Origin of the sequence: Oenococcus kitaharae, from assembly GCF_025758695.1 — a bacterium.
Lineage (GTDB): Bacteria > Bacillota > Bacilli > Lactobacillales > Lactobacillaceae > Oenococcus > Oenococcus kitaharae_A.
On the sequence record NZ_JANJQP010000003.1, the window covers coordinates 194,757 to 221,141 of the forward strand.

Annotated in this window: 20 protein-coding genes; 18 read left to right on the forward strand and 2 right to left on the reverse strand. The window is 44.4% G+C overall.

All coding sequences use genetic code 11. The annotated features are described in order from the left end of the window. The 6 genes from NRF22_RS07175 (at position 1) to NRF22_RS07200 (ending at position 6,644) form a co-directional block, all read left to right on the forward strand. Positions 1 to 942 (forward strand): hypothetical protein, encoded by a 942-nt coding sequence (locus tag NRF22_RS07175; RefSeq protein WP_263779880.1) that lies wholly within the window; start codon positions 1 to 3, stop codon positions 940 to 942. Continuing rightward, complete coding sequence (locus tag NRF22_RS07180; protein ID WP_263779881.1) at positions 939 to 2,213, forward strand: hypothetical protein; 1,275 nt, start codon at positions 939 to 941, stop codon at positions 2,211 to 2,213. Before NRF22_RS07175 ends, NRF22_RS07180 begins: the two co-directional genes overlap by 4 nt. Before the next feature lie 247 nt (positions 2,214 to 2,460). Then, positions 2,461 to 3,669: an aminotransferase class I/II-fold pyridoxal phosphate-dependent enzyme gene (locus NRF22_RS07185; protein WP_263779882.1), complete on the forward strand. Its 1,209-nt coding sequence runs from the start codon at positions 2,461 to 2,463 to the stop codon at positions 3,667 to 3,669. A gap of 43 nt (positions 3,670 to 3,712) precedes the next feature. Next, on the forward strand, positions 3,713 to 4,747 hold the full coding sequence (locus NRF22_RS07190; RefSeq protein WP_263779883.1) for a PTS transporter subunit IIC: 1,035 nt from the start codon (positions 3,713 to 3,715) through the stop codon (positions 4,745 to 4,747). 41 nt (positions 4,748 to 4,788) lie between these two features. Next, positions 4,789 to 5,883, forward strand: a complete 1,095-nt coding sequence (locus tag NRF22_RS07195; protein WP_263779884.1) for a YibE/F family protein — start codon at positions 4,789 to 4,791, stop codon at positions 5,881 to 5,883. Continuing rightward, positions 5,880 to 6,644, forward strand: a complete 765-nt coding sequence (locus tag NRF22_RS07200; protein WP_263779885.1) for a YibE/F family protein — start codon at positions 5,880 to 5,882, stop codon at positions 6,642 to 6,644. Before NRF22_RS07195 ends, NRF22_RS07200 begins: the two co-directional genes overlap by 4 nt. Positions 6,645 to 6,654: 10 nt before the next feature. Here the strand turns inward: NRF22_RS07200 and yidA are convergent, their stop codons facing one another. After that, positions 6,655 to 7,485, reverse strand: coding sequence for a sugar-phosphatase (yidA, locus tag NRF22_RS07205; protein ID WP_263779886.1), 831 nt, complete (start codon positions 7,483 to 7,485; stop codon positions 6,655 to 6,657). Between the two features lie 37 nt (positions 7,486 to 7,522). Here yidA and NRF22_RS07210 point away from each other — a divergent pair, with 37 nt between their 5' ends. The 3 genes from NRF22_RS07210 to NRF22_RS07220 all read left to right on the forward strand — a co-directional run bounded on the left by NRF22_RS07210 (position 7,523) and on the right by NRF22_RS07220 (position 10,933). After that, complete coding sequence (locus NRF22_RS07210) at positions 7,523 to 9,220, forward strand: phospho-sugar mutase (protein WP_263779887.1); 1,698 nt, start codon at positions 7,523 to 7,525, stop codon at positions 9,218 to 9,220. Positions 9,221 to 9,354: 134 nt separating this feature from the next. Beyond that, positions 9,355 to 10,332 carry an alpha/beta hydrolase gene (locus NRF22_RS07215; RefSeq protein ID WP_263779888.1) on the forward strand — a complete coding sequence of 326 codons (978 nt, stop codon included), beginning with the start codon at positions 9,355 to 9,357 and terminating at the stop codon, positions 10,330 to 10,332. 43 nt (positions 10,333 to 10,375) lie between these two features. Beyond that, positions 10,376 to 10,933, forward strand: a complete 558-nt coding sequence (locus NRF22_RS07220) for a cysteine hydrolase family protein (RefSeq protein WP_263779889.1) — start codon at positions 10,376 to 10,378, stop codon at positions 10,931 to 10,933. Between the two features lie 36 nt (positions 10,934 to 10,969). Here the strand turns inward: NRF22_RS07220 and NRF22_RS07225 are convergent, their stop codons facing one another. Then, positions 10,970 to 13,039, reverse strand: coding sequence for a GW dipeptide domain-containing protein (locus NRF22_RS07225; RefSeq protein ID WP_263779890.1), 2,070 nt, complete (start codon positions 13,037 to 13,039; stop codon positions 10,970 to 10,972). 233 nt (positions 13,040 to 13,272) lie between these two features. Between NRF22_RS07225 and NRF22_RS07230 the strand changes: the two genes are divergently transcribed. From NRF22_RS07230 to NRF22_RS07270, 9 genes are all read left to right on the forward strand, one after another. After that, entirely contained in the window at positions 13,273 to 14,454 is a 1,182-nt protein-coding gene (locus tag NRF22_RS07230; RefSeq protein ID WP_007745542.1) for an NAD(P) transhydrogenase subunit alpha, read from the forward strand. Then, the gene (locus tag NRF22_RS07235) at positions 14,451 to 14,759 is read left to right on the forward strand and encodes an NAD(P) transhydrogenase subunit alpha (RefSeq protein ID WP_007745543.1); all 309 of its coding nucleotides are present in this window, start codon (positions 14,451 to 14,453) and stop codon (positions 14,757 to 14,759) included. The genes NRF22_RS07230 and NRF22_RS07235 overlap by 4 nt, the downstream gene beginning before the upstream one ends. Further along, on the forward strand, positions 14,756 to 16,168 hold the full coding sequence (locus NRF22_RS07240) for an NAD(P)(+) transhydrogenase (Re/Si-specific) subunit beta (protein WP_263779891.1): 1,413 nt from the start codon (positions 14,756 to 14,758) through the stop codon (positions 16,166 to 16,168). Before NRF22_RS07235 ends, NRF22_RS07240 begins: the two co-directional genes overlap by 4 nt. A gap of 69 nt (positions 16,169 to 16,237) precedes the next feature. Continuing rightward, positions 16,238 to 18,283, forward strand: a complete 2,046-nt coding sequence (locus tag NRF22_RS07245) for a hypothetical protein (RefSeq protein ID WP_263779892.1) — start codon at positions 16,238 to 16,240, stop codon at positions 18,281 to 18,283. Between the two features lie 71 nt (positions 18,284 to 18,354). Continuing rightward, entirely contained in the window at positions 18,355 to 20,376 is a 2,022-nt protein-coding gene (gene uvrB / locus NRF22_RS07250; RefSeq protein WP_263779893.1) for an excinuclease ABC subunit UvrB, read from the forward strand. A gap of 72 nt (positions 20,377 to 20,448) precedes the next feature. Continuing rightward, positions 20,449 to 21,180: a glucose 1-dehydrogenase gene (locus NRF22_RS07255; RefSeq protein ID WP_263779894.1), complete on the forward strand. Its 732-nt coding sequence runs from the start codon at positions 20,449 to 20,451 to the stop codon at positions 21,178 to 21,180. Positions 21,181 to 21,262: 82 nt separating this feature from the next. Further along, entirely contained in the window at positions 21,263 to 24,136 is a 2,874-nt protein-coding gene (gene uvrA, locus NRF22_RS07260) for an excinuclease ABC subunit UvrA (RefSeq protein ID WP_263779895.1), read from the forward strand. A gap of 128 nt (positions 24,137 to 24,264) precedes the next feature. Next, a complete protein-coding gene (locus NRF22_RS07265) occupies positions 24,265 to 24,900 on the forward strand; it encodes an NAD(P)H-binding protein (RefSeq protein WP_263779896.1) in 636 nt (211 codons plus the stop codon). A gap of 155 nt (positions 24,901 to 25,055) precedes the next feature. Next, a complete protein-coding gene (locus NRF22_RS07270; protein WP_263779897.1) occupies positions 25,056 to 26,330 on the forward strand; it encodes a solute carrier family 23 protein in 1,275 nt (424 codons plus the stop codon). The last annotated feature ends 55 nt before the right edge of the window (positions 26,331 to 26,385 follow it).

Sequence of the window (26,385 nt, forward strand, 5' to 3'; positions counted from 1 at the left end):
ATGACCCGCGCCAAAGTACTTTCTCATGTAGCGGAAATAAGCTTCTTTAAAAGCTGGTTTTTCTGCATTGATCTGGCTTTTATTGTCGTTTATGTGACTCTGTTCGTTATTTCAATGTTTTTAGGTGTTCAGCAGCAGACTCTAGCCTATGATAGACAGTTCGATGCACAGCGTTCAACCATTGGCGGTGCCATGTATGGTGTTGCCAAACAAATTAACGACAATCCCGAGATGCCGAAAAAACAGCTGGCTTATCTACGGCATGGTCTGGAGCTAGCTGCCAACGTATCCAATGCAATTAAAAAACAAGAAAACGCTTTGAATAACCGTCAGGGAAATTACTTGCCATTAACGATTCAAGTATCTCGCCAGGCCGATATTTTAAATCAGAGTCAAGGACCGATCCAAGCCAGTGATGCTGATATTTTTCGTGCGAACGCTGCTGAAGCCCGTCGTCTGATGAAAGCACATATGAGTTTTGAGTTTAACGATGCCAGTTTTAATTTTCCGAATGTTTTCTTCCTTTTCACGAGTTATTTCTTTAATCCGCTAAGTATTTTGCTGTTTTTGGTGATCCAGCTGGCCTTCTTTCTGCTGGAAAAGGAACGGAAAAATGAACGTTTGTTGCAGACGCTGGCAGATGAAAAATCCTTAGCTTTGGGAAAAATGTTATTTGCCTTAAAACGTTTTATCACCGATCTGCTTGTCATCTACATTCTAGCTAGCAGCACTTTTCTCATCTTGGATCACCCGCTGCTCAAGTCTGGATCCAGCAGTTTTGCCTATCCGATGACTTTTCTTGGTATGACTCAGCCTTTAATTAAGTTATTATGGCCCTTGTTTGTGATTGGCCTACTGCTAGCTTTGCTGGTCAACGCGTTACTGCCGCTGATTTACCAAAAGGCGGTCAATCGGCCTTTGCCAAAGGGGATGAGACTATGAAATTTTTAAAGCTCGAATTTCGCAAACTGTGGATTTCCAGTCATTTTCTCAAGGCTGCTATCGTGATTTTCTTACTGCTTTTCGCCTATTTAGCTTATGAGAAAGGCAGCCAGCTGCTTTTTTTAAATCACTATCGCCAGACTTTGGTTCAAAACACATACTATAAGTCCTCAAACAACTATATTAATTCGGCCATTGTTCGAAAGGACACCCGGCAAGAACTAAAGGCCTTGAATGGCGGCCAGAAGACTTATTTCCGCTGGTTTTCCACGACCATGTTTGATCAGAAAAATCAGCTCAATTCCTATGGTTTCCAGCCTAATCAAGCGACAGATTATGTCTCGCCTGACCAGAACCGGCGTTTTTTATACGGCGGCGGCGATGATGCAGGCTATGCCCAACAAACTTTGGATTATCTGGCCTATTTGCAAAGACATCGAGTTGAGGCTCTTTATCCTTATGGCTTTTTCTTCCATTATGATAATTTTTTGAATATCCAGGGTCGGGCACCTAGACGAACGCGCGATTATTTACAGTATTGGAACCATTATTTTTTCCTGAAAGGTTGGTATCTGCTGTATGCCTTTTTACAGAGCAGCTATGGGCCTTTGCTGCTGCTGATAGGGTTGATTTTCCTGTTTGGTGGTCGATTCGCATCAGAATTAGATCATCACCATCCTAATTGGCGTTTACTAAAAACTTACGGTCAAAGCCGGCATGCTTTATATGCTGAGCAGCTATTGTCTCAGGTTATTCTGGCTATGACCGTCATTTTTCTGCCGTTAGCAGTCTTCTTGCTGCTGATGGCAATCTTTGGTCAAGTTGGCAGCTTGCAATATCCGGTTTGGATGGTGACTTATAATCACGCCTTCTCGATGTTCAATCTCGGGAAATTGTATCCTTTGTACCAGTATCTTTTAACAGCTTTGCCCTTGTTATTGTCCTTGATTATTTTTGTGTTTGCCTTGAATGGTATCTTGTCGCTTCTGATCAAAAATCAAAAATTAACCAATGTGGCGACTTGCTTGTTTTTGCTGGCCGGTCAGATGATACCGCCGAATTATTTGAATATTTTTTCTTATTTCCAGATTGACCATATGGTGACAGGCTACTTCGCTAATTTAACGGAAAATGGCCAGTATTATGCTGGATTTGCTAGCGAGCTGCTGCTGATGGCCAGCCTGCTGCTGTTTGTGATTGAATTTTCCGTCCTTTATCTTCTTGATCGGCGGGCTAACCGCGGCCACAGTCCTTCTAAGTCAGTCATGTGAGTAAGTTTGTGAATCATTGAAAATGTCGTAAAAAATGATTGACAGACTGGTTTTTTTCCGTTAAGCTTAGCAGTAATTTCGATGGCAGATCAGATGTCACAAATGCACAGTTACTATTACTGGTTTACGCGCTAACCCGTGTTGCCAGTTTGGTCGCGGGTTTAAATCCTGGGACCGCTAAGATTTTTTAAGCACTCTTGGGATGAACTCGGAGTGCTTTTTTTATTCGAAATTAAGGAGAGAGAAGATGCCGCAAGTTAGAAAAAATTTAGAGAGATTGACCAACAGCGTGGTACAAGGCACAAAACCGAGTATGATCTTGGCCTTGAATCAAGAATTCAAAGGGATTGACGATATTGTCATGCTGACGATTGGCGAGCCGGATTTCAACACACCAGAACACGTTAAAGCAGCTGCTGTCGCCGATATTCAGGCTGATGATTCTCATTATGGGCCGTCTAAGGGAACAGCTCTTTTGTTGAAAAACGCTGCCAGCTTTTTGAAGGATCGTTATGGCTTGGATTATGATCCTAAGACTGAATTGCTGACGACCATCGGCGTCACAGAAGGGATTTTTGACACGATGAAGACGCTGCTGAATCCTGGCGACGAAGTGATTATTCCACAGCCGACGTTCCCGGTCTATGGTGCTGCAGCCACTGTATGCGGGGCAAAAGTTGTTCCTGTACCAACGGTTGATGACGACTTTTTGTTGACCCCTGCTAGGCTAACGGCTGTTTTGGCAGAGCATCCCAAGGCTAAAGCGATTGTGCTGGCAAGTCCCGGAAACCCCACCGGTGTCGCTTATAGCGAAACTCAGATTGCAGCTTTGGCAGCCGTCTTAAAACAGCACGATATTTTCGTGGTTTCCGATGAGATTTATTCCGAGCTGACTTATGACCGGCCGCATGCCTCTTTTGCAAAAGCCCTGCCAGAACAGACGATTTTGTTCAACGGTGTTTCTAAGTCTCATGCTATGACTGGTTACCGTTTGGGCATTATTGCTGCACCTGCTGCGATCATTTCTCAATTAGCCGTAATCCATGAATTAATCACGACGACTCAGCCTAACGTTGTCATGGCCGCCGGTGCTGAAGCTTTCGGACCGGGTGAAAATGACGCTGAATCTATGCGGGCTGAATATAAAAAACGACGTGCATTTCTCATATCGGCTTTTGATCAAATGGGTCTGCATTACGCGTATCCGGATGGTGCTTTTTATTTCTTTGTCAAGATTCCGGATTATCTCGAGCAGGATGGTTTCAAACTGGCACGGCAGATTGCCAAAGAAGCCAAAGTTGGTTTGACACCCGGTGTTGCTTTTGGACAGGCCGGTTATATGCGAATCTCCTATGCGACATCTTTGGCGCAATTAAAAGTGGCTGCTCAACGTCTATCTGCATTTTTAAAGATGCAAAAAGCCAAACAGCGAAGCGTTACTGACGCTGATATGTAAAAAAATTCCATCAATAAGCCCTCAGGGCGTTAAGCAGGTTTATATGAAAAAAGAAAAAAATTCATTTATTTTAAATATTTTAAACGGCCTCAGCATTGGCGTTGTGATTACGCTGATTCCCAGTGCAGTTTTAGGTTCTTTGATGCGAGCTTTCGGCAGCAATCCCGCCGCCTTGTCCGTGATTCAAATGACTAGCATGGCACAAAGCTTGCTCGCAGTGATAGCGGCATTCGCCGTGGGGCAGGCTTTTCGTTTTTCAATGATTGATACGGGTTCAATGGCTTTAGCAGCTTTTATGGGTTCTGGTGCTGCCAGCATTGGAGCTAAAGGTAGCTTCGTGATTGCCGGTACCGGCGACATTATCAACATTGGTGTGACACTGGTGATTGCGGTTGTGCTGATCAAATTAATCCAGTCGCATTTAGGCCAGCTAAAGGTCATTCTATCTCCGATTCTCGTATTGGGAATCGCTGGGGGCCTAGGCCGATTCTTGTTTCCCTACGTTCACTGGATTACAACCGAAATTGGGGCCGGCATTAATCGCTTGACTGATCTGCAGCCGTTAGTTATGGCACCTTTAATGGGACTAATCTTCGCTGTCCTGATTCTGTCGCCAATCTCATCAGCCGGCATTGCGATTGCAATCGGTTTGACTGGCATCGGATCCGGCGCGGCTAATTTAGGTATCACGACCGCCAGTTTCACCTTGGCGATCATGGGTTCTTCTGTCAACACTTTCGGTGGGACAATCAGTCATTTTATCGGCACACCAAAAATTCAAATGGCGAATATGCTCAGCAAACCTAAATTGTTCATTCCGATCATGATTGTCTCGGCGCTGGCTGGTTTTGAGGCCGCAGTATTACAAGTCGGCGGTACGCCTATGTCAGCCGGCTTTGGTATCTCAGGACTCGTTGGCCCCCTGGGTGCCTTTCAAACAGGCACAACCAATATCCTGCTGCTGATCGTGGAGTTTGTACTTATTCCAGCGCTGCTGGCTTTTGCCACTCATTTTATTTTTGTTAAGAAAACTGCATTCATTAAAGCATCGGATTTGAAACTACCTGATGCTGCATAAAAAGCGCGTGCGCTTTTTTTATTTGCGCTAAAATGCAGGTAATGTCTTTTTCCCGCAGCAAACTCCTCAAATGGGCCATTCTTTTGTTGGCTGTCATCGGCTTAACAGCCTTGACACACTTTGATACTGTTTTCTATCAGACGCCTATTGCCCAAGTTGTTCGAGTTAAAGAGAACGACAGCCATCGTACGCGAGATTATTTTGCTAATGAAGACCGTAGCGCGACACAACAGCTGACGGTTAAATTTTTAAATACGAAGCGCAAGAATCAGAAGATAACGATTAGCAATCAATATGTTGCTTCGGAAGTGCTGACACAAAAATATCGTGTTGGCCAGCGCTTGCTGTTAAGCCATAAAAAATGGTGGGGCATCATCGGCCAAAAGCGGGATACTTTTCTTGTTTTCACGATTACTTTGATGCTGGCTCTGACCATCGGGCTGACAAAAAAAATCAGCTTGCGGATTATCGGCAGTTTGGGTCTGAATTTTATCTTCTTTATTCTGGCAATTTTGTTGGACATCAATTTTGAAGACGCACCAGCTGTCTTCATCTTCGCGATTTTGACCATCGTTTTTGCTTTTATTACTTTATTGTTGGTGCTGGGCAGGCGCAAGCAATTTGTGATTGTCTTTTTGTCGACAATTCTGTCAACGGCCGCCGGTGTTGGGATTGGCGCGATCACGATTGCAGTCAATCATGCTAGTGGGATTCATTTCGAATACATGGACTTTATCACACAATTTCCGATCCCACTCTTTTATTCGGAACTGATGATTGGCGTGTTAGGCGCAGCTATGGACGAGTCCTCAGATATTACGGCCATGATGTTTGGTATGCAGCGTGAACGGGCAGACCGTTCCTTTGGCGAGTATTTTGTTTCCGGCATGCGTGTTGGTCGGGACATTGTTGGCTCTTTAACGAATGTCTTATTCATGGTCTTTATCGCCAATACATTGCCGATGGTCTTCCTATATTTAAGAAACGGCAATACCTGGTCCTACACGATTGATATGACCATGATGCTGGGATTATTATCCACGGTGATTTCTGCAATTGGCATTGTCCTGACTGTGCCGATCACATCTTGGTTGTCGGCCAGTTTGCTGTCAGCTGAAAAGAGGCTTGCCCGATGACGACTTTTGTTTGGTTAATTATCATTTTGTTTCTTCTAATGATTTTGGTGGCGGGGAAACAAGGTTTTAAGGCCTTTATCGGCCTCATCATCAATCTTGCCGCAATCTTTCTGCTGATTATTCTGATTAATTGGCAGTTTAATGTTTATATCGTGACGGTTGCGATCAGTTTTATAATTCTGGCCGTTTCCATTTATCTTTCCGCTGATAATCAAGAAGTGACGAATCATGCTTTTGTGGCCAGCCTGATTGTCTTATTTGCTGTTGTACTGCTGATTATTCCGATTAATTATTTAGCAAACGTCCAGGGGTTTTCATCTGAGTCGTCAGAAGAATTGGAGGGGTTGCTGTTGGCTGTAGGCTTGAACTTTCATCGTATTGCTTTTATTGTGACTGTAATTGCCAGCCTCGGTGCAATTGCTGAGGCTAGTATGGCGATTTCAGCCGATCTGCATGAATTGATCGAAAGCACGCCTGATATTACAAACGCCAATCTGTATAAGCAGGGCAACATTATCGGTGCTCAGATTATTGGAACAGCTTTGAATACACTTTTCTTTGGCGTCTTGGGCGAGAATTTAACCTTGGCTATTTTCTACATTCGCCTGCATTACAGTTTTGCTCAATTAATTAATGGCAAACTGCTGGTGGCTGCGATTATTGATTTATTCATTGCCATGATCGGGGTGTTGTTAACGATTCCGGTCACGACTTGGATCGTCGCCCATGTTCATGCCAAAAAAAATAAGCTGCAGAATTGATTGCTGCAGCTTATTTTTCTAACTGTTCTTGATTTAAGACAAACTTCTCAATTGCAAAAGCGACGCCGTCTTCATCATTGCTCTTCGTGATGAATTGAGCCTTCTCTTTGGCTTCGTCAATCGCGTTAGCCATCGCCACACCAACACCGGCAGCTTCGATCATAGAAATATCGTTTCCCTGATCACCGATAGCCATCACATCGCTGATGTCGATATTTAATTTCTCAGCCAAGGTCTTGACCGCACTGCCCTTTGAGATCCCTTTATGAATGAATTCCAAGAAAATAGGCGAACTGGGGACGACTGTAAAACGATCGTAAACCCACTGCGGCAATTCTTTTTTGACTCTTTCAATGATTTCAGGTTCGTCAATGAACATAATTTTGGCTAGAACATCAGATTCTTTTAAGTCCTGCATGCGGACATGGCGCACTTGGCAATTGGTTAATTTAGACTCGTATTTTGTATATTTCGGTGCTGACAAATAGGGCGTATAAATATAATCGGCTGTTTCAGCGTGGACCTTGACACCGATTTCACCGGCCAATTTATAGATATCGCGATAGTCCTGAATGCTGACAGGCGTCTGGGCAATCATTTTTCCGGAAGTGGTTCTGATAGTTGCGCCGTTGTAATTAATTGCATATTGATCATCGCGATTAGCAATCCCGAGCTTAGCATAATAAGGTTCGGTGCCTGGCAGTGGACGCCCGGAAGTAATCACGGGTTTAACTCCTTGCTTGATCGCTTCTTCCAAAACGTCGATTGTATGTTTGGTTAATTCGTTTCTGCTGTTCAGCAGAGTGGCATCTACATCAATTGCTACTAATTTTATTGTCATACAACTATTTTAACCAAGAAAAATTTACAATGATCATATGGTTAAAGAAAAAACAATACAAGAGAAAATAAAAGACTGGGAAGTCGCAGATCTTCCCGAAGGATTACGTTTAGAGTTTGCTAACGCCAGCCAGGCGCAGCTGGAAGATGCCTTCTATCAGGATCTTAATTTTGGGACAGCTGGCATGCGCGGTCTGCTAGGAGTCGGTAGTAACCGCATGAATATTTACACGGTTGCGCAGACGACAGAAGCGTTGGCGCGGCATATGGAAAAGCAGGGTGATGATGCTAAAAAACGCGGCGTCGTGATCTCCGGCGATTCGAGAATTAATTCTGAACTATTCAAAAAGGTATCAGCTGAAGTTCTGCGGGCGCATGATATTACGGTTTATTTGTTTAATGGGCCGCATCCGACGCCGGAATTAAGTTTTGCCGTTATGAACTTGCATACTTATGCAGGCATTATGATCACGGCCAGCCACAATACAAAAGAATATAACGGATATAAATTATATGGTGAAGACGGCGGCCAGTTACCACCAAAACCCGCAGATGAAATTGTCGCAGAGCGTGCCGGTGTCACAGATATTTTTCATATCAAGCAGGTAGCCGGCGGGATTAAAAAAATCGGTGCCGACATGGATAAGGCTTATTTGGAGCATGTCAAGACCGTCACGATTAACCCAGAACTGATCAAAAAGTGGGGAGATAAATTAACGATCAGTTTCACACCGCTGCATGGTGCTGGCGGTGATTTGGGGTCGCGCGCTTTAAAACAGGCGGGTTTTAACAAAGTTTCAATTGTCAAAGAACAGTTCAAGCCTGATGGTACTTTTCCGACCGTGAAATATCCGAATCCTGAATTTCATGAAGTCTTCAAGCTTTCTGAAGGTTATCAAACTGATTTGGAATTGGCTGTTGATCCTGATTCGGATCGGATGGGTGTCGGCTATCGTAAAGCAGATGGCAGTTATGCCTATCTGACAGGCAACCAGATCGCAGCTTTGATGGTTAATTATATTTTGACGGCTCAACAGCAGGCTGGTACTTTGCCAAAGAATGGCGCGATTGTAACCTCCAATGTTTCCTCTAATCTGCCAGGTCTGATTGCTGATTCCTTTGGTATTAAGCAATTTACGGTGCTGACCGGCTTTAAATATATTGCTGATAAAATCGTTGAATTTGATGCCAAACAGGATTATCAATTCGAATTTGGTTTTGAAGAGTCTTACGGTTTTTTGATCAAGCCTTTCGTGCACGATAAAGATGCCGTTCAAGCGATTACTTTAATGTCTGAACTGGCAGCCTATTATAAGGACCGCGGCATGACGATCGGCGACGGCTTGGATGAAATTTATGCTAAGTTCAGTGCCTTTGCCGAGTCTTCTGAAGCCACAGAGTTCCCCGGCGAGCAAGGCCAAGCTCAGATGGCAGCTGTGATGACGCGCTTTAGAAATCAAGGGCCGAAAAATTTTGGCGAAGTCGCTGTAAAGACCGTTGAAGACAATGAATTGCGCGTCTCCAAAGATTTGACGACTGGTGCCAGCAAACGCATTTCTCTGCCTAAGGCTAACGTGATTAAATACTGGCTTGTCGATGGTTCTTGGATTGCCCTGCGGCCATCTGGTACAGAACCGAAATTAAAGGTCTATATCGCGGCTAAAGGTGAGGATATGGCTGCTGCCAATAAACAGTTAACCTATTTAAAAGATCAGATTAATCAGCTTTTGAAATAATCGTTACCCAAAAATCCCAGTTGCAAGCGGGATTTTTTTGTGTCCAGTTTTCCAAAAAATAGCGCCTTTTGGTCGTAACTGTTAGAATGTCTTTCAAGTGCATGGATTGCCTTAATTTATTTTACGAGGTGCTAATGGCAAAGAAAAATTTTAAAAATACAAGCCGGCTGCTGCTGGCTTCGGCTGGGATTGTGTCGCTGTCCTTTTTGGCCAGCGAGTATTTGTTCCGTTTGGCTTTTAAGCGGGTTGATTACGTACCCGAAACATCGGCCGATAAGCAGAAATACGCTGATGACTATTGGCGCTATGTGGATTGGTTTAAAAAAGTCGATAAAGAGCACTGGACTTTTACAATTTCCGGTGAAAAAGAAGATATGTCGGCTTATTTTATCCCGGCCAAAGACGGTAGTTCCGATAAATCGGTGATTATTTCCCATGGCTATAAAGGTAATGGCGAGACCATGTCAAATTATGCGCAAATGTTTTACGACATGGGTTTTTCAGTGCTGCTGCCCGACGATCGTGGGCATGGCGAGAGTGCTGGGAAATATATCAGTTTCGGCTGGCTGGACCGGCTGGATTATCTGCGCTGGCTGCAGAAATTAATTGTCCGTCTCGGCGACAAGACGAAAATCGTCCTGTTTGGTGTCAGTATGGGCGCTTCAACGGTTGAGATGCTGAGTGGAGAAGACTTGCCGCCGCAGGTACGTTGTATTATTGCTGATTGCGGTTATTCCAGCATTGACGAAGAACTGGTTTTCCTGCTGAAACACCAGTACCATTTGCCGAAATATCCCTTTTATCCCTTTGTCAGCACGATCAATCACCATCGCTTAGGCTATTATCTCGGGGATGTCTCCTCAGTGACGCAATTAAAGAAAAACAAGCTGCCGATTTTCTTCATTCACGGCGAGAAGGACCGCTTTGTACCCAGTTATATGGCGCTGGAAAATTATCAAGCAGCACAGTCACCGAAAGATTTGTGGATTGTTGAAAACGCCAGCCATGCTGAAAGTTTTTGGGTTGATCCTGAAAATTATAAACGGCACGTTGAACACTTTTTGCATCACTATTATGAACCTAACGCGCAGGCACCCAAGACAGTTCAATGAAAAGATTATAATTGTTTTAACAGCAAAAGGAGAATCTTGTCAGATGGCTAAAAATGAAGCATTACTGATTATTGATTACACGAATGATTTTGTTGACGATAAAGGCGCTTTGACCTGCGGCAAACCGGCCCAAGTTCTTGACAGCCGGATTGTTGAACTAGCTGACCAAATCAAAGCTGACGGTGGTTGGGTGATTCTGCCAACGGATCTGCATAAGAAAGATGATCCTTATCATCCTGAGACTAAATTGTATCCGCCGCATAATTTAGCTGGCAGCTGGGGTCGGGAATTTTATGGCAAGCTGGCACCTTGGTATGGTGCTAACAAAGATGACCCACAGGTTTATATGTATGATAAGACGCGTTACAGTGCCTTTGCCGGGACTGACTTGGACTTGCGTTTGCGTGAACGACATGTTGATACACTGCATCTAGTTGGCGTCTGTACGGATATCTGCGTCTTACACACGGCTGTTGATGCTTACGATTTGAATTATCAACTGATCATTCATGAAAACGCTGTTGCCACGCTCACACAAGTGGCACAAGACTGGGCTTTGGCACATTTTAAAAATGTGATTGGCGCGAAAGTAGTTGATTAATATAAATAAAAAACCGCAACCTTGAGTCGCGGTTTTTTATTTAACAACAATATTCATGCTTCTTGGTGTGCTGAAGCCGATTGTTTTTTCATTTTGGTTAACATTTTGCCAGGTTTTCGTTGAAATCCAGTAAGAATTGCCCCAAAAAATTGGATCTGAGATTTGGAAGTATCCTGGCCGATAGCCGACAATGCACATGACATGAAAATTAGCCGGATTGACAGTCCAAGTATAAGATGCCCAGGTAACAACTGGATTACCTTGTTGCAGCTGGTAGATAACATCATTCACATTAGCACCGGTCATGTTGCTAATACCGTTATAAAATTTCTTGGTCGCACGTGCCAGCGGTTCAGCATAGACTGTCTGTGTTTGAAAAGTGCCGCCGCCAAAGGGATTGCCGTGAAAACCGTTATAAGGGGAAATGGACCAGCCATAGCCGGTGGCATTATAAATTTGGCGCAAGGATAGGTACCTGCCCTTGACTGACAAGGCTGTTTGCAGAGAAGCCCCTTCACACCCTTCGGGTGCGCCTTCTTGGTTTTGATTAAAATGGTGAAACGATAAAGTTACTGATTGATTCGGGAACAAGAAGGCACGCTTATCCAGCCAATAAATGGTAATACCATCTTGAACTTTTAGATAGGTATAACGGTTACCATCGCCTCGAAGTGTATAAGCTTCTTGCAGAACCTGAACTTTATGGCCATTACGATTACGGTCGCTGCCGTTGGCGGAGAGCGTTTGCCAGTTCGTTAGAGCTGGATTATTGAAGTAAAAATCATCCGTTCGGTTAATCGTATTAATAATCGCCTGATAGCTGACATTCTTGTATGAAACACTAGCTAAAACAGCTCTTTGATCTATCCAATATGTCTGATTACCATCTTTAATTTGGTCATAATCATATTCTTGTCCGTTAGCCCTGCGTGTTCTGACAGCGTTTAAAATAATTACTTCACGGCCATTAAGCTTCTGTCCCTGATTGCTAGCTGCTAAGGTATTGATGTTTGTTAGAGCAGGACCGTTATTGTAGACGGCATCATTTCTGGACGAGTCGCGAATAGTAGCAGTTTGATTTATCGGAGTCTGGTTGATGATACTTGCAAAATCACTTATCGCTAATGATCGGCTGTCAATCCAAAAACTTTCTCCGTTTTCAGGATTAGTAACTTTGGCATATTCATAGCTTCGTCCTGTCGCACGCTGAGTTACAGCTAATTCAGTTACCTGTAGATAAAGGCCGGCATATCGGTTTCCATAGCCTTGGGGAGAGAGGCTGGCTGCATTTGTTAAGGCTGGGCCATTATTGTAAATGCCGTCATTCCGCTGATTTGTTACCTCTGCATATTGATTGACAGTTTTGTGACTAGTGATCACAGCATATTGGCCCAGAGTTAATGCTCTGCGGTCAAGCCAATAATCTTGGTTTGAGACCGGATCATGCACTTGGACATAATAATAATGCTGGCCGTTTCCTCGCAGTGTCTCTGCTTCTTTTAGGACGGTCACTTGACGACCATCAACATTTTTTGCTGAATTATCTGCTTTTAGAGCGGCCCAAGTGCTGAGAGCTGGGCCGTTGTTGTAAATACCATCATTACGTTGTCCTGAAATGATAATTGCCTGGTATTGCACATCTTTTTGGCTGATCATGGTGGCTAAAATTGCTCTTTCGTCAATCCAGAAAATTCTTTGATTGGCCAGATCCTGTACTTTAGCATAATCATATCTTTGGCCGTTGCTGCGGACTGTATTGATAACTGCTAGAACATTAACAGAACGGCCATTAAGTTGGCTCCCATTACTTTCTGGAGCCATAGTGTCTGCACTTGTTAGGGCCGGCCCATTTGCAAAAACACCGTCATTACGGCTGCTATCAAGAATTTCGGCTGTCTGGTTGATATTTTGATGGCCGGTAATCGCAGCTGGGAAAGTAGGTGGATTTGGTTTGTCGGCATGGCTCGTGGTTTGTGTGCTTTGCCGAGTTGGCGCTGAGGAAGCTTCACTGCTAGAAGATTGCATATTACCGGCAGTGTCAGCGTTCACGAAAAATTGACCGTTGATACCGAGACGTGCGGCAAGAATTAATCCTGCAATCACCATTTGGACTATCTTATTTTTTTTAAACACAATTAAGCGACCCCCAAGAAGCTATGCAACTGTTTTCTCAATTTAAAAACCGAAATCTTCTTTAATTATGCGGTGTTTGGCAGCGGATTGACCAAAAAAATCCAAAAATGTGCAAATGAAAATTTATTTTTCACAAGAATGTAATAGAATAGGAAAGCGTGGAAGCGTTTGCAAGTGATTGCAGCTTCAAACACGAAAGGGGTTTTATGGCAATTGTTGTTTCTGCTCTTAAAGAAGCTGCCGGCGAAAATCGTGTCGCATTGACACCTGATACGGCCGCAAAACTGATTAAGAGCGATTTTGAGGTGAGCATCGAAAAGGGAGCTGGCGAAAAGGCTTTTTATAATGATGATTTATATGCAAAGGCTGGTGTCAAACTGGTCACGCGAACAGAGGCATTAAAGGCCGATATTGTCACAGTCGTTAACGAACCTAGCGAGGCAGTTTTATCCAAATTGTCTCAAGGACAGACGATTATCGGAATGCTGAATCCGCTTGGAGATAAAAAAGGGATGCAGCAGCTGGCCAAGGCGGGTGTCAGTGCCTTGGCTTTTGAACTGCTTCCGCGAACTGTGTCAAGAGCTCAGAATCTTGATGCCAATTCATCGCAGAAATCGATTGCTGGATATAAAGCGGCTCTACTGGCTGCTGATACCTATCCGCAATATTTTCCAATGATGATGACAGCTGCCGGAACGGCGCGTCCAGCCAAAGTATTAGTTATTGGTGCAGCTGTGGCTGGCTTGCAAGCCATTGGTACTGCCCATCGTTTAGGTGCAGTTGTTTCTGGTTATGATATTCGTGAAGATGCCCGTGGCCAGATTGAGTCGCTGGGTGCCAAAGCATTGATTTCCAAAGTCCAGGTGAAAGATGAAAATGGTTATGCCCGTGCCTTGAATGATGATGAAAAACAAGCACAACAGGCTGAATTAGAAGGCTTTATTGCGGAGAATAATGTCATTATCACGACAGCTCAAGTCCCTGGAGGCAAGCCACCGGTTGTTGTTTCAAAGAAAGCTGTAGATGAAGCGAAAGCCGATACGGTCTTCATAGATTTGGGGTCATCAAAATTGGGTGGCAATGTAGCCGGATCCCAACCTGGCGAGACCATCGTCACAAAGACTGGTGCAATTATTGTTGGTGCTGGTGATTTAGCGAGCCGTGTAGCTCGATCAGCTTCGGATATGTATGCCAAAAATGTCCAGAATACAATCAACTATATTGTCAAAGACGGCCAGATTCATTTTGATCTTGATGATGATGTTTTGACAGACCTGCTGGCAACTTATGGCGGCCAGATCAATTCGAATTTTCTGCGCAGCCGTATGGGTATGGAAAAAAGGCCAGTACAGCCAAAGCAGGAACAGGGAGCGGAGGAAGAAAAATGAGTGAAGAATTATATGCCAATTTGGCTATCTTTGTTTTAAGCCTGCTGGTTGGTTTTGAGGTTATGTCGAAAATTCCATCCACGCTGCAGACACCGATGATGTCTGGTGCAAACGCGATTCACGGTGTGGTTGTCGTTGGTGCCTTTGCTATTGCAGCCGAGGCCAATAATTGGCTGTTGTATGTGCTGACTTTCTTTGCTGCACTATTTGCTGCAATCAATGTCGCCGGTGGCTATACGGTAACAGACAGAATGCTAGGTATGTTTGACCGCAAGCCAGCTAAAAAAGAGGAGGACAAAAAATGACAGGTCTGACAACAACTGCATCTCTCATTTATCTGATCTCGGCCTTTTGCTATGTGATTGGCGTGCATTTGATGCGCAGCCCTAAGACGGCTAAAAAGGGGAATGGCCTCTCATTTGTCGGTATGATTCTGGCTGCCATCATGATTTTGATTGAGATCCTGGTCTCTGGCCGTGTCCAAGTTGGCGCCTGGATTGCTTTGGCTGCCGGATTGGCTTTGGGTATTTTTTATGGCTTTAGCAAGGCAAAAAGAGTACCGATGACCGATGTGCCGCAGCTGGTTTCATTATTTAACGCCGTTGGTGGCGGTGCAGCTGCTGCGATTGGCGCTTTTGATTACATGACAGCTAATGGGCACTTGCCGCTTGTTTTATCAATTCCGGTGGTCTTAGATATCGTCATTGGCGGGATTACATTTTCTGGTTCTTTGATTGCCACTGGCAAACTTTCCGGGAAGGTTTCTGGAAAACCGATTACATTTCCAGGTTCAAAATTTGTCAATATCCTGGTCGTGATTGCGATCGTGGCTGCTGCCATCTTAATGATCACGCAAGTTGACAATAGCTGGTACCTTGTCTTGGCTTTGCTGGCCAGCTTGGCTTTTGGGCTCTTGATGACACTGCCGATTGGCGGTGCAGATATGCCGGTCGTTGTATCATTGTTAAATGCCTTTACTGGCCTAGCAGTTGCTTTTGCCGGATTCGTGATTAACAATCAGGTTTTGATTATTGCCGGTGCGCTTGTTGGTGCTGCGGGCACGATTTTGACCTTGCAGATGGCTGATGCGATGAACCGGTCAGTCGCTAATATTCTGGCAGGTGGATTCGGGACAGATGATTCTCAGCCTGCTTCTCCTGCTGGCCAGACAGATGTCAAAGTAGTGGAAACATCAGCTGATGATATCGGCCTGCAATTAGCCTATGCGCATAATGTGATGATTGTTCCTGGTTATGGTTTGGCGGCCGCTCAGGCCCAGCATGAAGTAGCTGAGTTAGCCAAACTGCTGACTGATAACGGGATTAATGTTGATTACGCGATCCATCCGGTCGCTGGACGTATGCCTGGCCATATGAATGTGCTGCTGGCTGATGTCAATGTGCCTTATGACCAATTGAAACAGCTGGATGAAGCTAATTCTATGTTTGAAAACACCGATGTTTCCTTGGTTATTGGTGCAAATGACGTGACGAATCCGTTAGCTCGCGAATCGGGGAATGATATTTCCGGAATGCCTATCTTGGATGTTGATAAGTCTAAGTCGGTTGTTGTTATCAAACGCTCGATGAGCAGTGGATATGCCGGTGTACCAAATCCATTATTCTCTTTGCCGAATACGAAGATGTTCTTCTCGGATGCTAAAAAAGGTCTGCAGGATATCATCGCTTCAAGCAAGGAATATATCAACCAATAAAATTTTATTGGCTATGTTGAACAAACGTCTCATTTTTGAGGCGTTTTTTTATCCTATACTTTAATTATTGTGAGTCAGGAAAAGAATTCATTTCGGTATATATACCGGGCGTTAACCGCTATTTTACTGTTTATTTTATTAACGGGTGTCGTTGTTAATACTTTTATGTCCGGAAATGGCAGCTTTTTGCCAGGCAACTTCTTAGTCTTGCTGCTGTCTGCATTGCTGCTGCTATTATTCAGAAAAGCCGATCAGTTTTTTAAAAAATGCAGTTTGGCGGCCAACCGCGGCATTTTAATTGGCCTGTTGTTGCTATTTGCCTTATTGGAAATCTATTTGTTGCGGAACTTTATTCCGTCACTTATTCATGACCCTTTCCGCCTGCGCTCGTTCGCCTATGATTTAGCAAACGGCAGGCAGGGACGGTGGGGGATTTATTTTGCCCAATATCCGCAGATTGTTTCACCAACTATCTTTTACAGCTGGGCCGTCCGCTTGGGCCATTTCATTTTATTGGATAAATTTGCGATTCAGTCAGTCATTTCCTTTACGTTATTGAATGTATTCTTGGCTTTGTGTCTGTTGAATGTTTATCAGGCGACGAAAAAAATTCGGTATTTGAATTTAGCTGCTATGCTTTTTTTCTGTCTGCCAATGCTTTACAGCTATAATCTGTGGATTCTGTATACGGACCTGCCTGCGATGATCACTTGGGCACTGGCTCTTTTTTTACTGCAGTATGCGATCGAAAAGAAACGCCTGTCATGGAAACTGCTGCTGCCGTCAGCTGTGATTTTTTATTTTGGTATGAGCAGCAAAGCCAGTTTTATCGTGGTTCTGCCGGCTATTTTACTATTAATGCTTTTCTTGTTTTACTACCGAAATCGTGCCTTTGCGCCCGTACTCAAACTTTTTTTGGTCCTTTTTGCTGTGATCGCGCTCTCTTTTCCAATTAATACCAGGTTGGCAAACAGTTACCATTTTTCCAGCAGTTCTCGTTACGAATTTCCCATCGCGCATTGGATGTCAATGGGGCTTAATCAAGTTTCTGCGGGCCAGTATAATCAGCAGGATGTCAACCAAATGGCCGCCCTGCCTAACAAGTCTCAGCGCAGCCGCGTCGCCGGCCGCCGTCTGCTAAATCGGATCAAACAGGAAGGCCCCCTTGGCCTTTTAAGACAATTTATTCAAAAATTCGCTGTGCTGCTTTATGCGGGAAATATTTTTGATCGTTATCATACGGGTTTTATTCTCGCGCCGCCTTTTTATGAAAATCATGCCCAGCTGATCAACAATGCAGTATCGACATTGTCCCGTGCATCTTATATCGCGATTTTTGCACTGGCTTTTTGGAAACTTAAAAAACGTCTGTTTCAGTCACAATACGACGATCAGGCTTCTGCGGCCGCTTTTGTCAACATCATTCTGCCCTTAGCCGGGCTGTCTTTTTATGCACTGCTTTGGGAAGTGAACGGCCGTTACGGTGAAATTGCCATTTTGCCGATTCTGCTGCTGGCCATCCAGCCAACCAAAGAGAACACAACAGCGAACAAATTATCGGAATCTAGATTAACTTTGATCACGCTCATTTTGCTGACTCTTGTCTCTGCTGCTGGAGCAGCAGCGGCAGCCTTTGATATTGATTTGGTTAATTTGAATCAGCAGGTCATCGACGGAGATCCTGATGATCGTTTGGCCAAACAAACTTTCCTGCCGGTTTTAGGCAACTATTCCAATTACGGTGCCGGCTATGATCGGGAAGACAAAAGAATCCGTCCTGGGCAGTCGGTGTCGCAAGCAGTGACTATTTCTGGAAGCCGTTTTACGCGTCTGCGTATCATGCGTGAACAAAAACAGTTCGGCGAATTAACAATTCGTTATCAAGGCAGAATCATTTTTAAAAAAGGTCATTTTGCTAAGAATAGAACTTGGGTTCATCTTCAATATCGTTTCCGGCCTGGCCGTTATCTGATAACTTGGCACAATAACACCCGTCATGCGATTGGGATCGTTTCACAGGCTGGACACGGATATCCTTTATCAATGCAGCCAATGTCAGGCAGTTATTTCCAGGATCGTTATCTGATCTATACCTTTGAAGTTCTGAAAAAATAATTTCGTTAAATTTAATATGTGGTAGGGGAACGCCAGTTCAAAGCTCTAACGAAAAATGCGATAATGGAACTATGGAATTGGAAACGCGTTTACCTGGAAATTTTAAATTAAATAGTCAATACCAGCCGACTGGTGACCAGCCGACCGCGATTAAGCAGCTGACTGACGGACTTAAAAATGGTATTAAAGAACAGATCTTGTTGGGTGCGACAGGTACTGGCAAGACTTTTACGATTTCAAATGTGATCGCTGCTGCTAATAAGCCGACCTTGATTTTGTCTCATAACAAGACATTGGCCGGCCAGCTTTATGGCGAGATGAAAAGCTTCTTCCCGGATAATGCAGTCGAGTATTTTGTTTCCTACTATGATTACTATCAGCCGGAAGCCTACGTGCCTTCTTCGGATACCTATATTGAAAAAGATGCCAGCATTAATGATGAGATTGATAAGCTGCGAAACAGTGCTACCAGCAGTCTCCTGTCGCGTAATGACACAATTGTCGTAGCTTCTGTTTCATCGATTTTTGGTTTGGGCGATCCGCGCCAGTATAAAGATCACGTGATCAGCCTGCGTGTCGGGGATGAATATGGGCGCGATAATCTCATGCGCCACTTAATCGACATCCAATATGTGCGAAACGATATTGATTTTGCCCGTGGCACTTTCCGTGTCCGCGGAGATGTCGTCGAAATATTCCCGGCTTCAGAAGATGAAAAAGCGATTCGTGTCGAATTTTTCGGGGACGAGGTTGACCGTATTCGAGAGATTAATCCGCTGACCGGCGAGATTTTATTGGAAGATGACTTTATTTCAATATTCCCAGCCAAACATTTCATGACCAACGATGATATTTTAAAGACGGCTACCGATGGCATCCGCCAGGAAATGGTTGAATCGGTGAAAAAATTTGAACAGCAGGGAAAATTGCTGGAAGCGCAGCGTATCAAGCAGCGGACTGAATACGATATCGAAATGCTGCTGGAAATGGGTTATACAAACGGCATTGAAAACTATTCGCGTTGGATGGATGGCCGAAAACAAGGGGAGCCGCCTTTCACACTGCTGGATTTCTTTCCGAAGGATTTTCTGCTAGTTGTCGATGAGAGTCATGTGACAATGCCGCAGGTTCGCGGTATGTTTAATGGCGACCAGGCACGAAAAAAGACCTTGGTGGATTATGGTTTTCGTTTGCCCTCGGCTTTGGATAATCGCCCGCTCAAATTAAATGAATTTGAAAAGCATGTGAACCAGATTATTTATATGTCGGCAACACCTGGTGATTATGAACTAGCACGTGTGGCTCCTGAACATATTGCTGAACAGATTATTCGGCCGACTGGTCTTTTGGACCCGGAAATTGAAGTGCGGCCGATCATGGGCCAGATTGATGATCTCCTTGGCGAGATCAATGAACGTGCCAAAAAAGACGAGCGTGTCTTTATTACGACATTGACCAAGCGCATGTCCGAAGATTTAACTTCGTATTTGAAGGAAAATGGCGTGAAAGTTCAGTACTTGCACAGCGATATTAAGACCTTAGAACGATCGGAAATATTGCGTAATCTGCGTTTGGGCAAATTCGATGTGCTGGTCGGGATTAATCTGCTGCGTGAAGGTTTGGATGTTCCTGAAGTCAGCCTTGTTGCAATCCTAGATGCTGATAAAGATGGCTTTTTGCGCAACGAGCGGTCATTAATCCAGACGATCGGGCGTGCCGCGCGTAATTCGAACGGGCATGTGATTATGTATGCGGACAAAATCACAGAAAACATGCAAAAAGCCATTGATGAAACTGCTCGACGCCGGAAGATTCAAATTGCTTACAACGAAAAACACCACATTACACCGATGACGATCAAAAAACCAATTCGCGGTGCCATTGCTATTTCACACGAAGTTGCTTCAAGTGATGAGTCCAAGATGGATCTGACACAAGTGGCTTTTGCCGATATGCCTGCTGCTGATCAGAAAGAAATGATTCAAAGCCTGACCGATCAGATGAAGGCCGCTGCCAAACGCATGGACTTCGAAGAGGCTGCTCAGTTGCGGGATGCTGTTATCGAGTTCAAAAACAAGCTGAAGAAAAAGTAAACGCTGGATTTAGGCAAAGCTGTATAATTAGACCGTAAAGTAAATTTATTCACAAATTCGGAGGATACAGCTATGGTTGATCGTTTAAAAGGCAAAGTAGCAATTATCACGGGTGGCAATGGTGGGATTGGTGAAGCAATTGCCGCTGATTTCATTGCGGAAGGCGCAAAAGTCGTTATCACAGGACGCAATGACGAAAAGGGCCAACAGGCAGCTTCAAAACTCGGTCCTGATGCCTTATTTATTCAGCAGGATGTCAGTAAAGAAGCTGACTGGAAAAAAGTTGTCGACAGCACGATTGAAAAATTCGGCAAATTCGATATTCTTGTGAATAACGCCGGTGTTGGCGGCGTCGGGAAACCTTTGGCAGAAATGTCATTGGCCGAATTTAACTGGACACAGTCTATCAATTTGTCCGGGAATTTTCTTGGCGTTCATTTTGCTTTCAAACAAATGTCTGAGCCGGGTTCAATTGTTGATGTCTCTTCGGTTGCAGGTTTGCGAGGTCTGCCTGGTGCTGCTGACTATTCTGCATCGAAAGGCGGCACGCGCTTATTGACCAAGGCTGCTGCTTTGGAAGCTCTGCAGATGGGTAAAAAGATTCGTGTCAATTCCATTCATCCAGGCTGGATTGATACAGATATTATTCCTGATGAGATGCGGGCAAGCGTGATTGCTATGACCCCGATGCGCCATTTGGGACAGCCGAAAGATATTGCCAAACTGGCGACTTATCTCGCCTCCGACGAAAGTGCCTTTACGACCGGCGCTGAATTTGTTGCCGATGGCGGCATCATGGCTTAGTTTCTGCGAATAATCATCAATGATTTCTTAAAGCGAACAAATGTTCGCTTTTTTTGTAGCAAAAAGCCTTAAAATATTATCTATGGTGAAGAAATACATTTCGATTCGCGGGGCGCGTTCCCACAATTTAAAAAACATTGATGTTGATATTCCGCGCGACAGCCTGACTGTCCTGACCGGCCTATCTGGATCTGGCAAGTCCAGCTTGGCTTTTGACACCTTGTATGCTGAGGGGCAGCGCCGCTATGTGCAGAGTCTGTCAGCCTATGCTCGGCAGTTTTTAGGTCAGATGGAAAAACCCGATGTCGACTCGATTGAAGGACTGTCGCCGGCCATTTCTATTGATCAGAAGACGACCAATAATAATCCTCGGTCGACGGTCGGAACTGTCACGGAAATTAATGACTACCTGCGTTTGCTGTTTGCACGAATCGGCCGGCCGGATGCACCTAAAGACGGCACAATCGTGATGGTGACTGTCGACCAGATGGTTGAAAAAGTGCTAAAACTGCCTGAGCGCTCCCGCTTGCAGATTTTTGCGCCAATTATCGAAAATCAGCCCGGTACGCATGAACAATCTCTGAAAAATGCCAAAAAATTGGGTTATATTCGTGCCCGTATTGATGGTGAGATTGTTGAGCTGGATGAAGAACAAAACTTGTCTTTGAATCGTGAAAGCAGTCATACGATTGAGATCATGATTGACCGCATCATCTTAAAAGCTGGTTCGCGATCCCGCCTTTATGATGCTATGGAGGCCGCAACTCGAATCGCGGATGGCAAGGTAACCGTTGAAGAAGTCGACGGGTCAACGATGAAATTTTCTGACCATTATTCGGGTGCTTTAAAGGATTTTCGTGTCGGCCGTTTGGAACCGAGATTGTTTTCTTTTAACGCACCAATGGGTGCCTGCCCAGTCTGCCAAGGGTTGGGTGTGCTGCGCAAAGTTGATATTGATCTTGTGGTTCCGGATGACTCGCTTTCGATTAGGCAAGGCGCAATTGCGCCTTGGAACCCTATTTCTTCTAATTACTATCCGTCTATGTTGTCACAGTTTGCCGAGCAGAATGGTATTAATGAAGACACGCCTTGGCGCAAATTACCAAAAAAACAGCGTGACATGGTGCTGAATGGCACTGGCAAGAAGACATTTCATTTCCATTATGAAAATGATTTCGGCGGAGTTCGTGATGTTGATACTGAATTTGAAGGCGTTTTGAATAATATTCAGCGGCGTTTTAACGACTCTAATTCTGAATTTACAAGGGATGTGATGAGTCAATATATGGCGGAGATGTCCTGCCCGGCTTGTGGCGGTTATCGTTTGAACCCGGCAGCGCTATCAGTGAAAATTCATCATTTGAATATTGGGCAAGTGGTGGATCTGGCAGTTTCCGATGAATTGTCTTTTTTCAAAGCATTGAAATTAGGTAAAAACGATCAAGAAATCGCCGCACCGATTGCCAAAGAAATTTCCGACCGTTTGGGTTTTCTCGTGTCAGTTGGCTTGGGCTACTTGACGCTTTCCCGTTCTGCCGGGACCTTATCAGGTGGAGAGAGCCAGCGAATTCGTTTGGCCACCCAGATTGGATCGAATTTATCAGGTGTCCTTTACGTACTGGATGAGCCGTCTATCGGACTGCATCAGCGAGACAATGATATGCTTTTGAATTCGCTCAAAAAGATGCGCGACCTTGGTAACACACTCGTTGTTGTCGAACATGACGAAGATACGATGCGGGCGGCTGATTATTTGATTGATATTGGCCCGGGTGCCGGCGACAAAGGTGGCGAAGTCATGGCCGCCGGTACGCCTAAACAAGTAGAACGCGTGGCTAAATCCATTACAGGCCAATACCTGTCGGGGAAGAAATTTATTCCAGTACCGGAAAAACACCATCCAGGCAATGGCGAGTTTGTCGAAATAGATGGGGCAGCGGAGAACAACTTAAAAAAGATCAACGTTAAATTTCCCTTGGGCAAATTCATCGCTGTGACTGGTGTTTCTGGGTCGGGTAAATCCACGCTAGTCAATTCGATTCTAAAACGCGCGCTGAAACAAAAAATTAACGGTAACTCAGAAAAACCCGGCGCCTATAAGTCAATTAAAGGTTTTGAACACATTGAAAAAGTGATCGACATTGATCAATCACCGATTGGTCGGACACCGCGGTCAAATCCAGCAACTTATACGGGTGTTTTTGATGATATTCGCGGCTTGTTTGCTCAGACTAATGAAGCGAAGATGCGTGGTTATGCCAAGGGACGTTTTTCTTTCAATGTGAAAGGCGGCCGTTGTGAAAACTGTCAAGGCGACGGCATTATCAAAATCGAAATGAACTTTCTGCCGGATGTCTACGTCACGTGTGAAGTCTGTGGCGGTACGCGTTACAATTCAGAGACTTTGGAAGTTACCTATAAGGGCAAGAATATTGCCCAAGTGTTGGATATGACGGTTGATGAAGCGCTGCCTTTCTTTTCCGCGATACCGAAAATTGCTCGTAAACTGCAGACAATTAAGGATGTCGGCCTAGGCTATGTCCAATTAGGACAGTCTGCGACGACTCTTTCGGGTGGTGAAGCTCAGCGCATGAAATTAGCCAGTGAACTTCATCGTATTCAATCCGGCCGTAATTTTTATATTTTGGATGAACCGACCACGGGCCTGCATACTGATGATGTTAAACGGCTCTTAGAAGTACTGCATCGTTTGGTTGATGCTGGAAATACGGTGCTTGTCATTGAACATAACCTGGATGTCATCAAAACGGCCGATTGGGTGATTGATTTAGGCCCTGAAGGCGGCCAAGGTGGTGGTCAGGTCATCGCTACGGGCACGCCTGACGATGTTGCTCAAGTTAAAGCCTCTTATACTGGCCAGTATTTAGGACCGATTATGAAGCGTGATCGCGACCGCCAGGCCAAATTAGATAAACAAAAAATTGCAATGAGTTAAAATGTTGGCATGAGTGCGTTTTCACGATGCTAAGCGGCTCTGGGTGTCTTAATCAGTTTCTTTTAAAATCAAATTTTGTTTTTGTTTTTGATGATTAATTCGCGAACGAAGAAAAGAGGTTCGAGGAGATGAAGATTGCAATTATTGGTGCGACTGGTATGGCAGGAAGAGCAATCTATCGTGAGGCAATTGCACGCGGGCATGAGGTGACAGCTTTTGTGCGGGATTTAAATAAGGCTGAGGGACTCCTTGGCCCAGGCTATTTTATTAAAAAGAGCCTCTATCAAATTGGTGCGGCAAACTTGCACGGCTATGATGTTGTGATTAATGCTTTTGCCAATCATACTCATCCGATTGAAAATTTTGATGCTTTGACTTATTTGTTACGGATTGGCCGCAAAATCGACAGTCGTTTTATCTTTATTTTAGGTGCTTCCTCACTTAAAAGAGAAGACGGACAACTTTTATACGACAGCTTGTCTAAGCTGGCTAATAACGAGGCCTGGATCGATGAGCCGAAATTTGGTGTCGATGCACTTTATGTTTTACAGCACGATGCTCAAAATGTGAATTGGACAGCGATCTCGCCGCAGCAGGAATTTGTCGATGGGCCGGCCTCTGATTACATGACCGGCCGGGATGAATTAATTTATGCTGAAGATGGCAAATCCCATGTGACGACAGGCAATATTGCGACAGCCATTCTTAACGAAATTGAGGAACCGCGCTTCATCGGCGAACGTTTTACAGTTGCTGACAAATAACTATTGACAAGCTGGGATTGGACTGTTTTAATTACTCTCAGTGCAAAAAAATAGAAAACAAGTGATTCAGATGCTTTAACGCAGCCTTGCCCATTTATTGGGTAACGGTTGCGTTTTTTCTTATTTAGCACAAAAACGAGAGGAATTGAGAAATTATGGAAGAGAAACACGCAAATGGTTCTATCTACGACTTGTATGAACGACCACCATTTCCAGCTTTATTTGGTTTAAGTTTGCAGCACTTGTTCAGTATGTTCGGGGCGACTGTACTGGTACCGCTGCTAGTTGGTTTAAATCCTGGTGTGGCAATTTTTTCGTCAGGTGTTGGTACACTGCTTCACATGCTGATAACTAGAGGAAAAATTCCGGCCTACATGGGTTCTAGTTTTGCCTTTATCATTCCAATGGGCAGTTTGATGAAAGCCTTCGGCTATCCAGCTGTTGGGCAAGGTGTTCTATCAGTTGGTGTTGTTTACTTGATTGTCGCTTTGATTGTTGCTAAAGCCGGATCTGCTTGGATTGACAGAATTTTCCCGGCTTCGGTCGTTGGCCCGATTGTCATGGTGATCGGTCTATCTTTGGCATCTACCGCTGCTCAGAATGCGACAATCAACTCCGCAACAAGTAAATACGATATTAAGATTTTTATTGTTGCTTTGCTAACGCTGGCTGTCACGATTTTATACAACATGTGTTTCAAGGGTTTTATGGGGATGATTCCGGTTCTGTTAGGGATTATAACTGGATATATTTTTGCGGTGTTGTTTGGCTTGGTTGATTTCAGCCGTGTGATGACCGCACCTTGGTTTGCACTTCCGAACTTCAACTCGATTTTTGAAAGCAGCAGGTTTTATCCTTCAGCTGTATTAAGTATGGCGCCGCTAGCTCTGGTTACTATTTCCGAGCATTTGGGCCATATCATGGTGCTGAATAAAATCACAGGCCATAATTTCTTTAAAGATCCCGGACTCAGTCATACATTGGCTGGTGATGGTACAGCTTCAATTGCAGCATCATTGGTTGGCGGCCCATCAGTAACTTCATACGGGGAAAACATTGGCGTTATGCAGATGAGCCGTGTCTACTCTGTGTGGGTCATTGGTGGCGCAGCTGTCCTGGCTGTTCTATTGAGTTTTATCGGTAAATTGTCCGCTTTGATTGAGACGGTTCCTGGCGCGGTTATCGGTGGCGTTGGATTCATGCTTTATGGTGTGATTGCGGCAGCCGGCCTGCAGGTGATTGTTGATAGTAAAGTTGACTATTCAAAAAAACGCAATCTGATGGTAGCGGCACCAATTCTTGTTATCGGTATTGGTAATTTCCATCTGCAATTATCAAACGGATTGGATTTTTCCGGTGTTGCTTTGGCAACGGTGATCGGTATCCTCTTGAATTTGATTCTGCCTAAAGTTGCAGCATCTGAAAAGTAAAATAGTTATTATAAAAGCCCGAGAAATCGGGCTTTTTTGCTAGACAGTCCTTTTG

Coding starts and splice junctions, on each gene's coding strand:
- NRF22_RS07175 (WP_263779880.1), top strand. CDS start 1: ATGACCCGCGCCAAAGTACTTTCTCATGTAGCGGAAATAAGCTTCTTT.
- NRF22_RS07180 (WP_263779881.1), top strand. CDS start 939: ATGAAATTTTTAAAGCTCGAATTTCGCAAACTGTGGATTTCCAGTCAT.
- NRF22_RS07185 (WP_263779882.1), top strand. CDS start 2,461: ATGCCGCAAGTTAGAAAAAATTTAGAGAGATTGACCAACAGCGTGGTA.
- NRF22_RS07190 (WP_263779883.1), top strand. CDS start 3,713: ATGAAAAAAGAAAAAAATTCATTTATTTTAAATATTTTAAACGGCCTC.
- NRF22_RS07195 (WP_263779884.1), top strand. CDS start 4,789: ATGTCTTTTTCCCGCAGCAAACTCCTCAAATGGGCCATTCTTTTGTTG.
- NRF22_RS07200 (WP_263779885.1), top strand. CDS start 5,880: ATGACGACTTTTGTTTGGTTAATTATCATTTTGTTTCTTCTAATGATT.
- yidA (WP_263779886.1), bottom strand. CDS start 7,485: ATGACAATAAAATTAGTAGCAATTGATGTAGATGCCACTCTGCTGAAC.
- NRF22_RS07210 (WP_263779887.1), top strand. CDS start 7,523: ATGGTTAAAGAAAAAACAATACAAGAGAAAATAAAAGACTGGGAAGTC.
- NRF22_RS07215 (WP_263779888.1), top strand. CDS start 9,355: ATGGCAAAGAAAAATTTTAAAAATACAAGCCGGCTGCTGCTGGCTTCG.
- NRF22_RS07220 (WP_263779889.1), top strand. CDS start 10,376: ATGGCTAAAAATGAAGCATTACTGATTATTGATTACACGAATGATTTT.
- NRF22_RS07225 (WP_263779890.1), bottom strand. CDS start 13,039: ATGGTGATTGCAGGATTAATTCTTGCCGCACGTCTCGGTATCAACGGT.
- NRF22_RS07230 (WP_007745542.1), top strand. CDS start 13,273: ATGGCAATTGTTGTTTCTGCTCTTAAAGAAGCTGCCGGCGAAAATCGT.
- NRF22_RS07235 (WP_007745543.1), top strand. CDS start 14,451: ATGAGTGAAGAATTATATGCCAATTTGGCTATCTTTGTTTTAAGCCTG.
- NRF22_RS07240 (WP_263779891.1), top strand. CDS start 14,756: ATGACAGGTCTGACAACAACTGCATCTCTCATTTATCTGATCTCGGCC.
- uvrB (WP_263779893.1), top strand. CDS start 18,355: ATGGAATTGGAAACGCGTTTACCTGGAAATTTTAAATTAAATAGTCAA.
- NRF22_RS07255 (WP_263779894.1), top strand. CDS start 20,449: ATGGTTGATCGTTTAAAAGGCAAAGTAGCAATTATCACGGGTGGCAAT.
- uvrA (WP_263779895.1), top strand. CDS start 21,263: ATGGTGAAGAAATACATTTCGATTCGCGGGGCGCGTTCCCACAATTTA.
- NRF22_RS07265 (WP_263779896.1), top strand. CDS start 24,265: ATGAAGATTGCAATTATTGGTGCGACTGGTATGGCAGGAAGAGCAATC.
- NRF22_RS07270 (WP_263779897.1), top strand. CDS start 25,056: ATGGAAGAGAAACACGCAAATGGTTCTATCTACGACTTGTATGAACGA.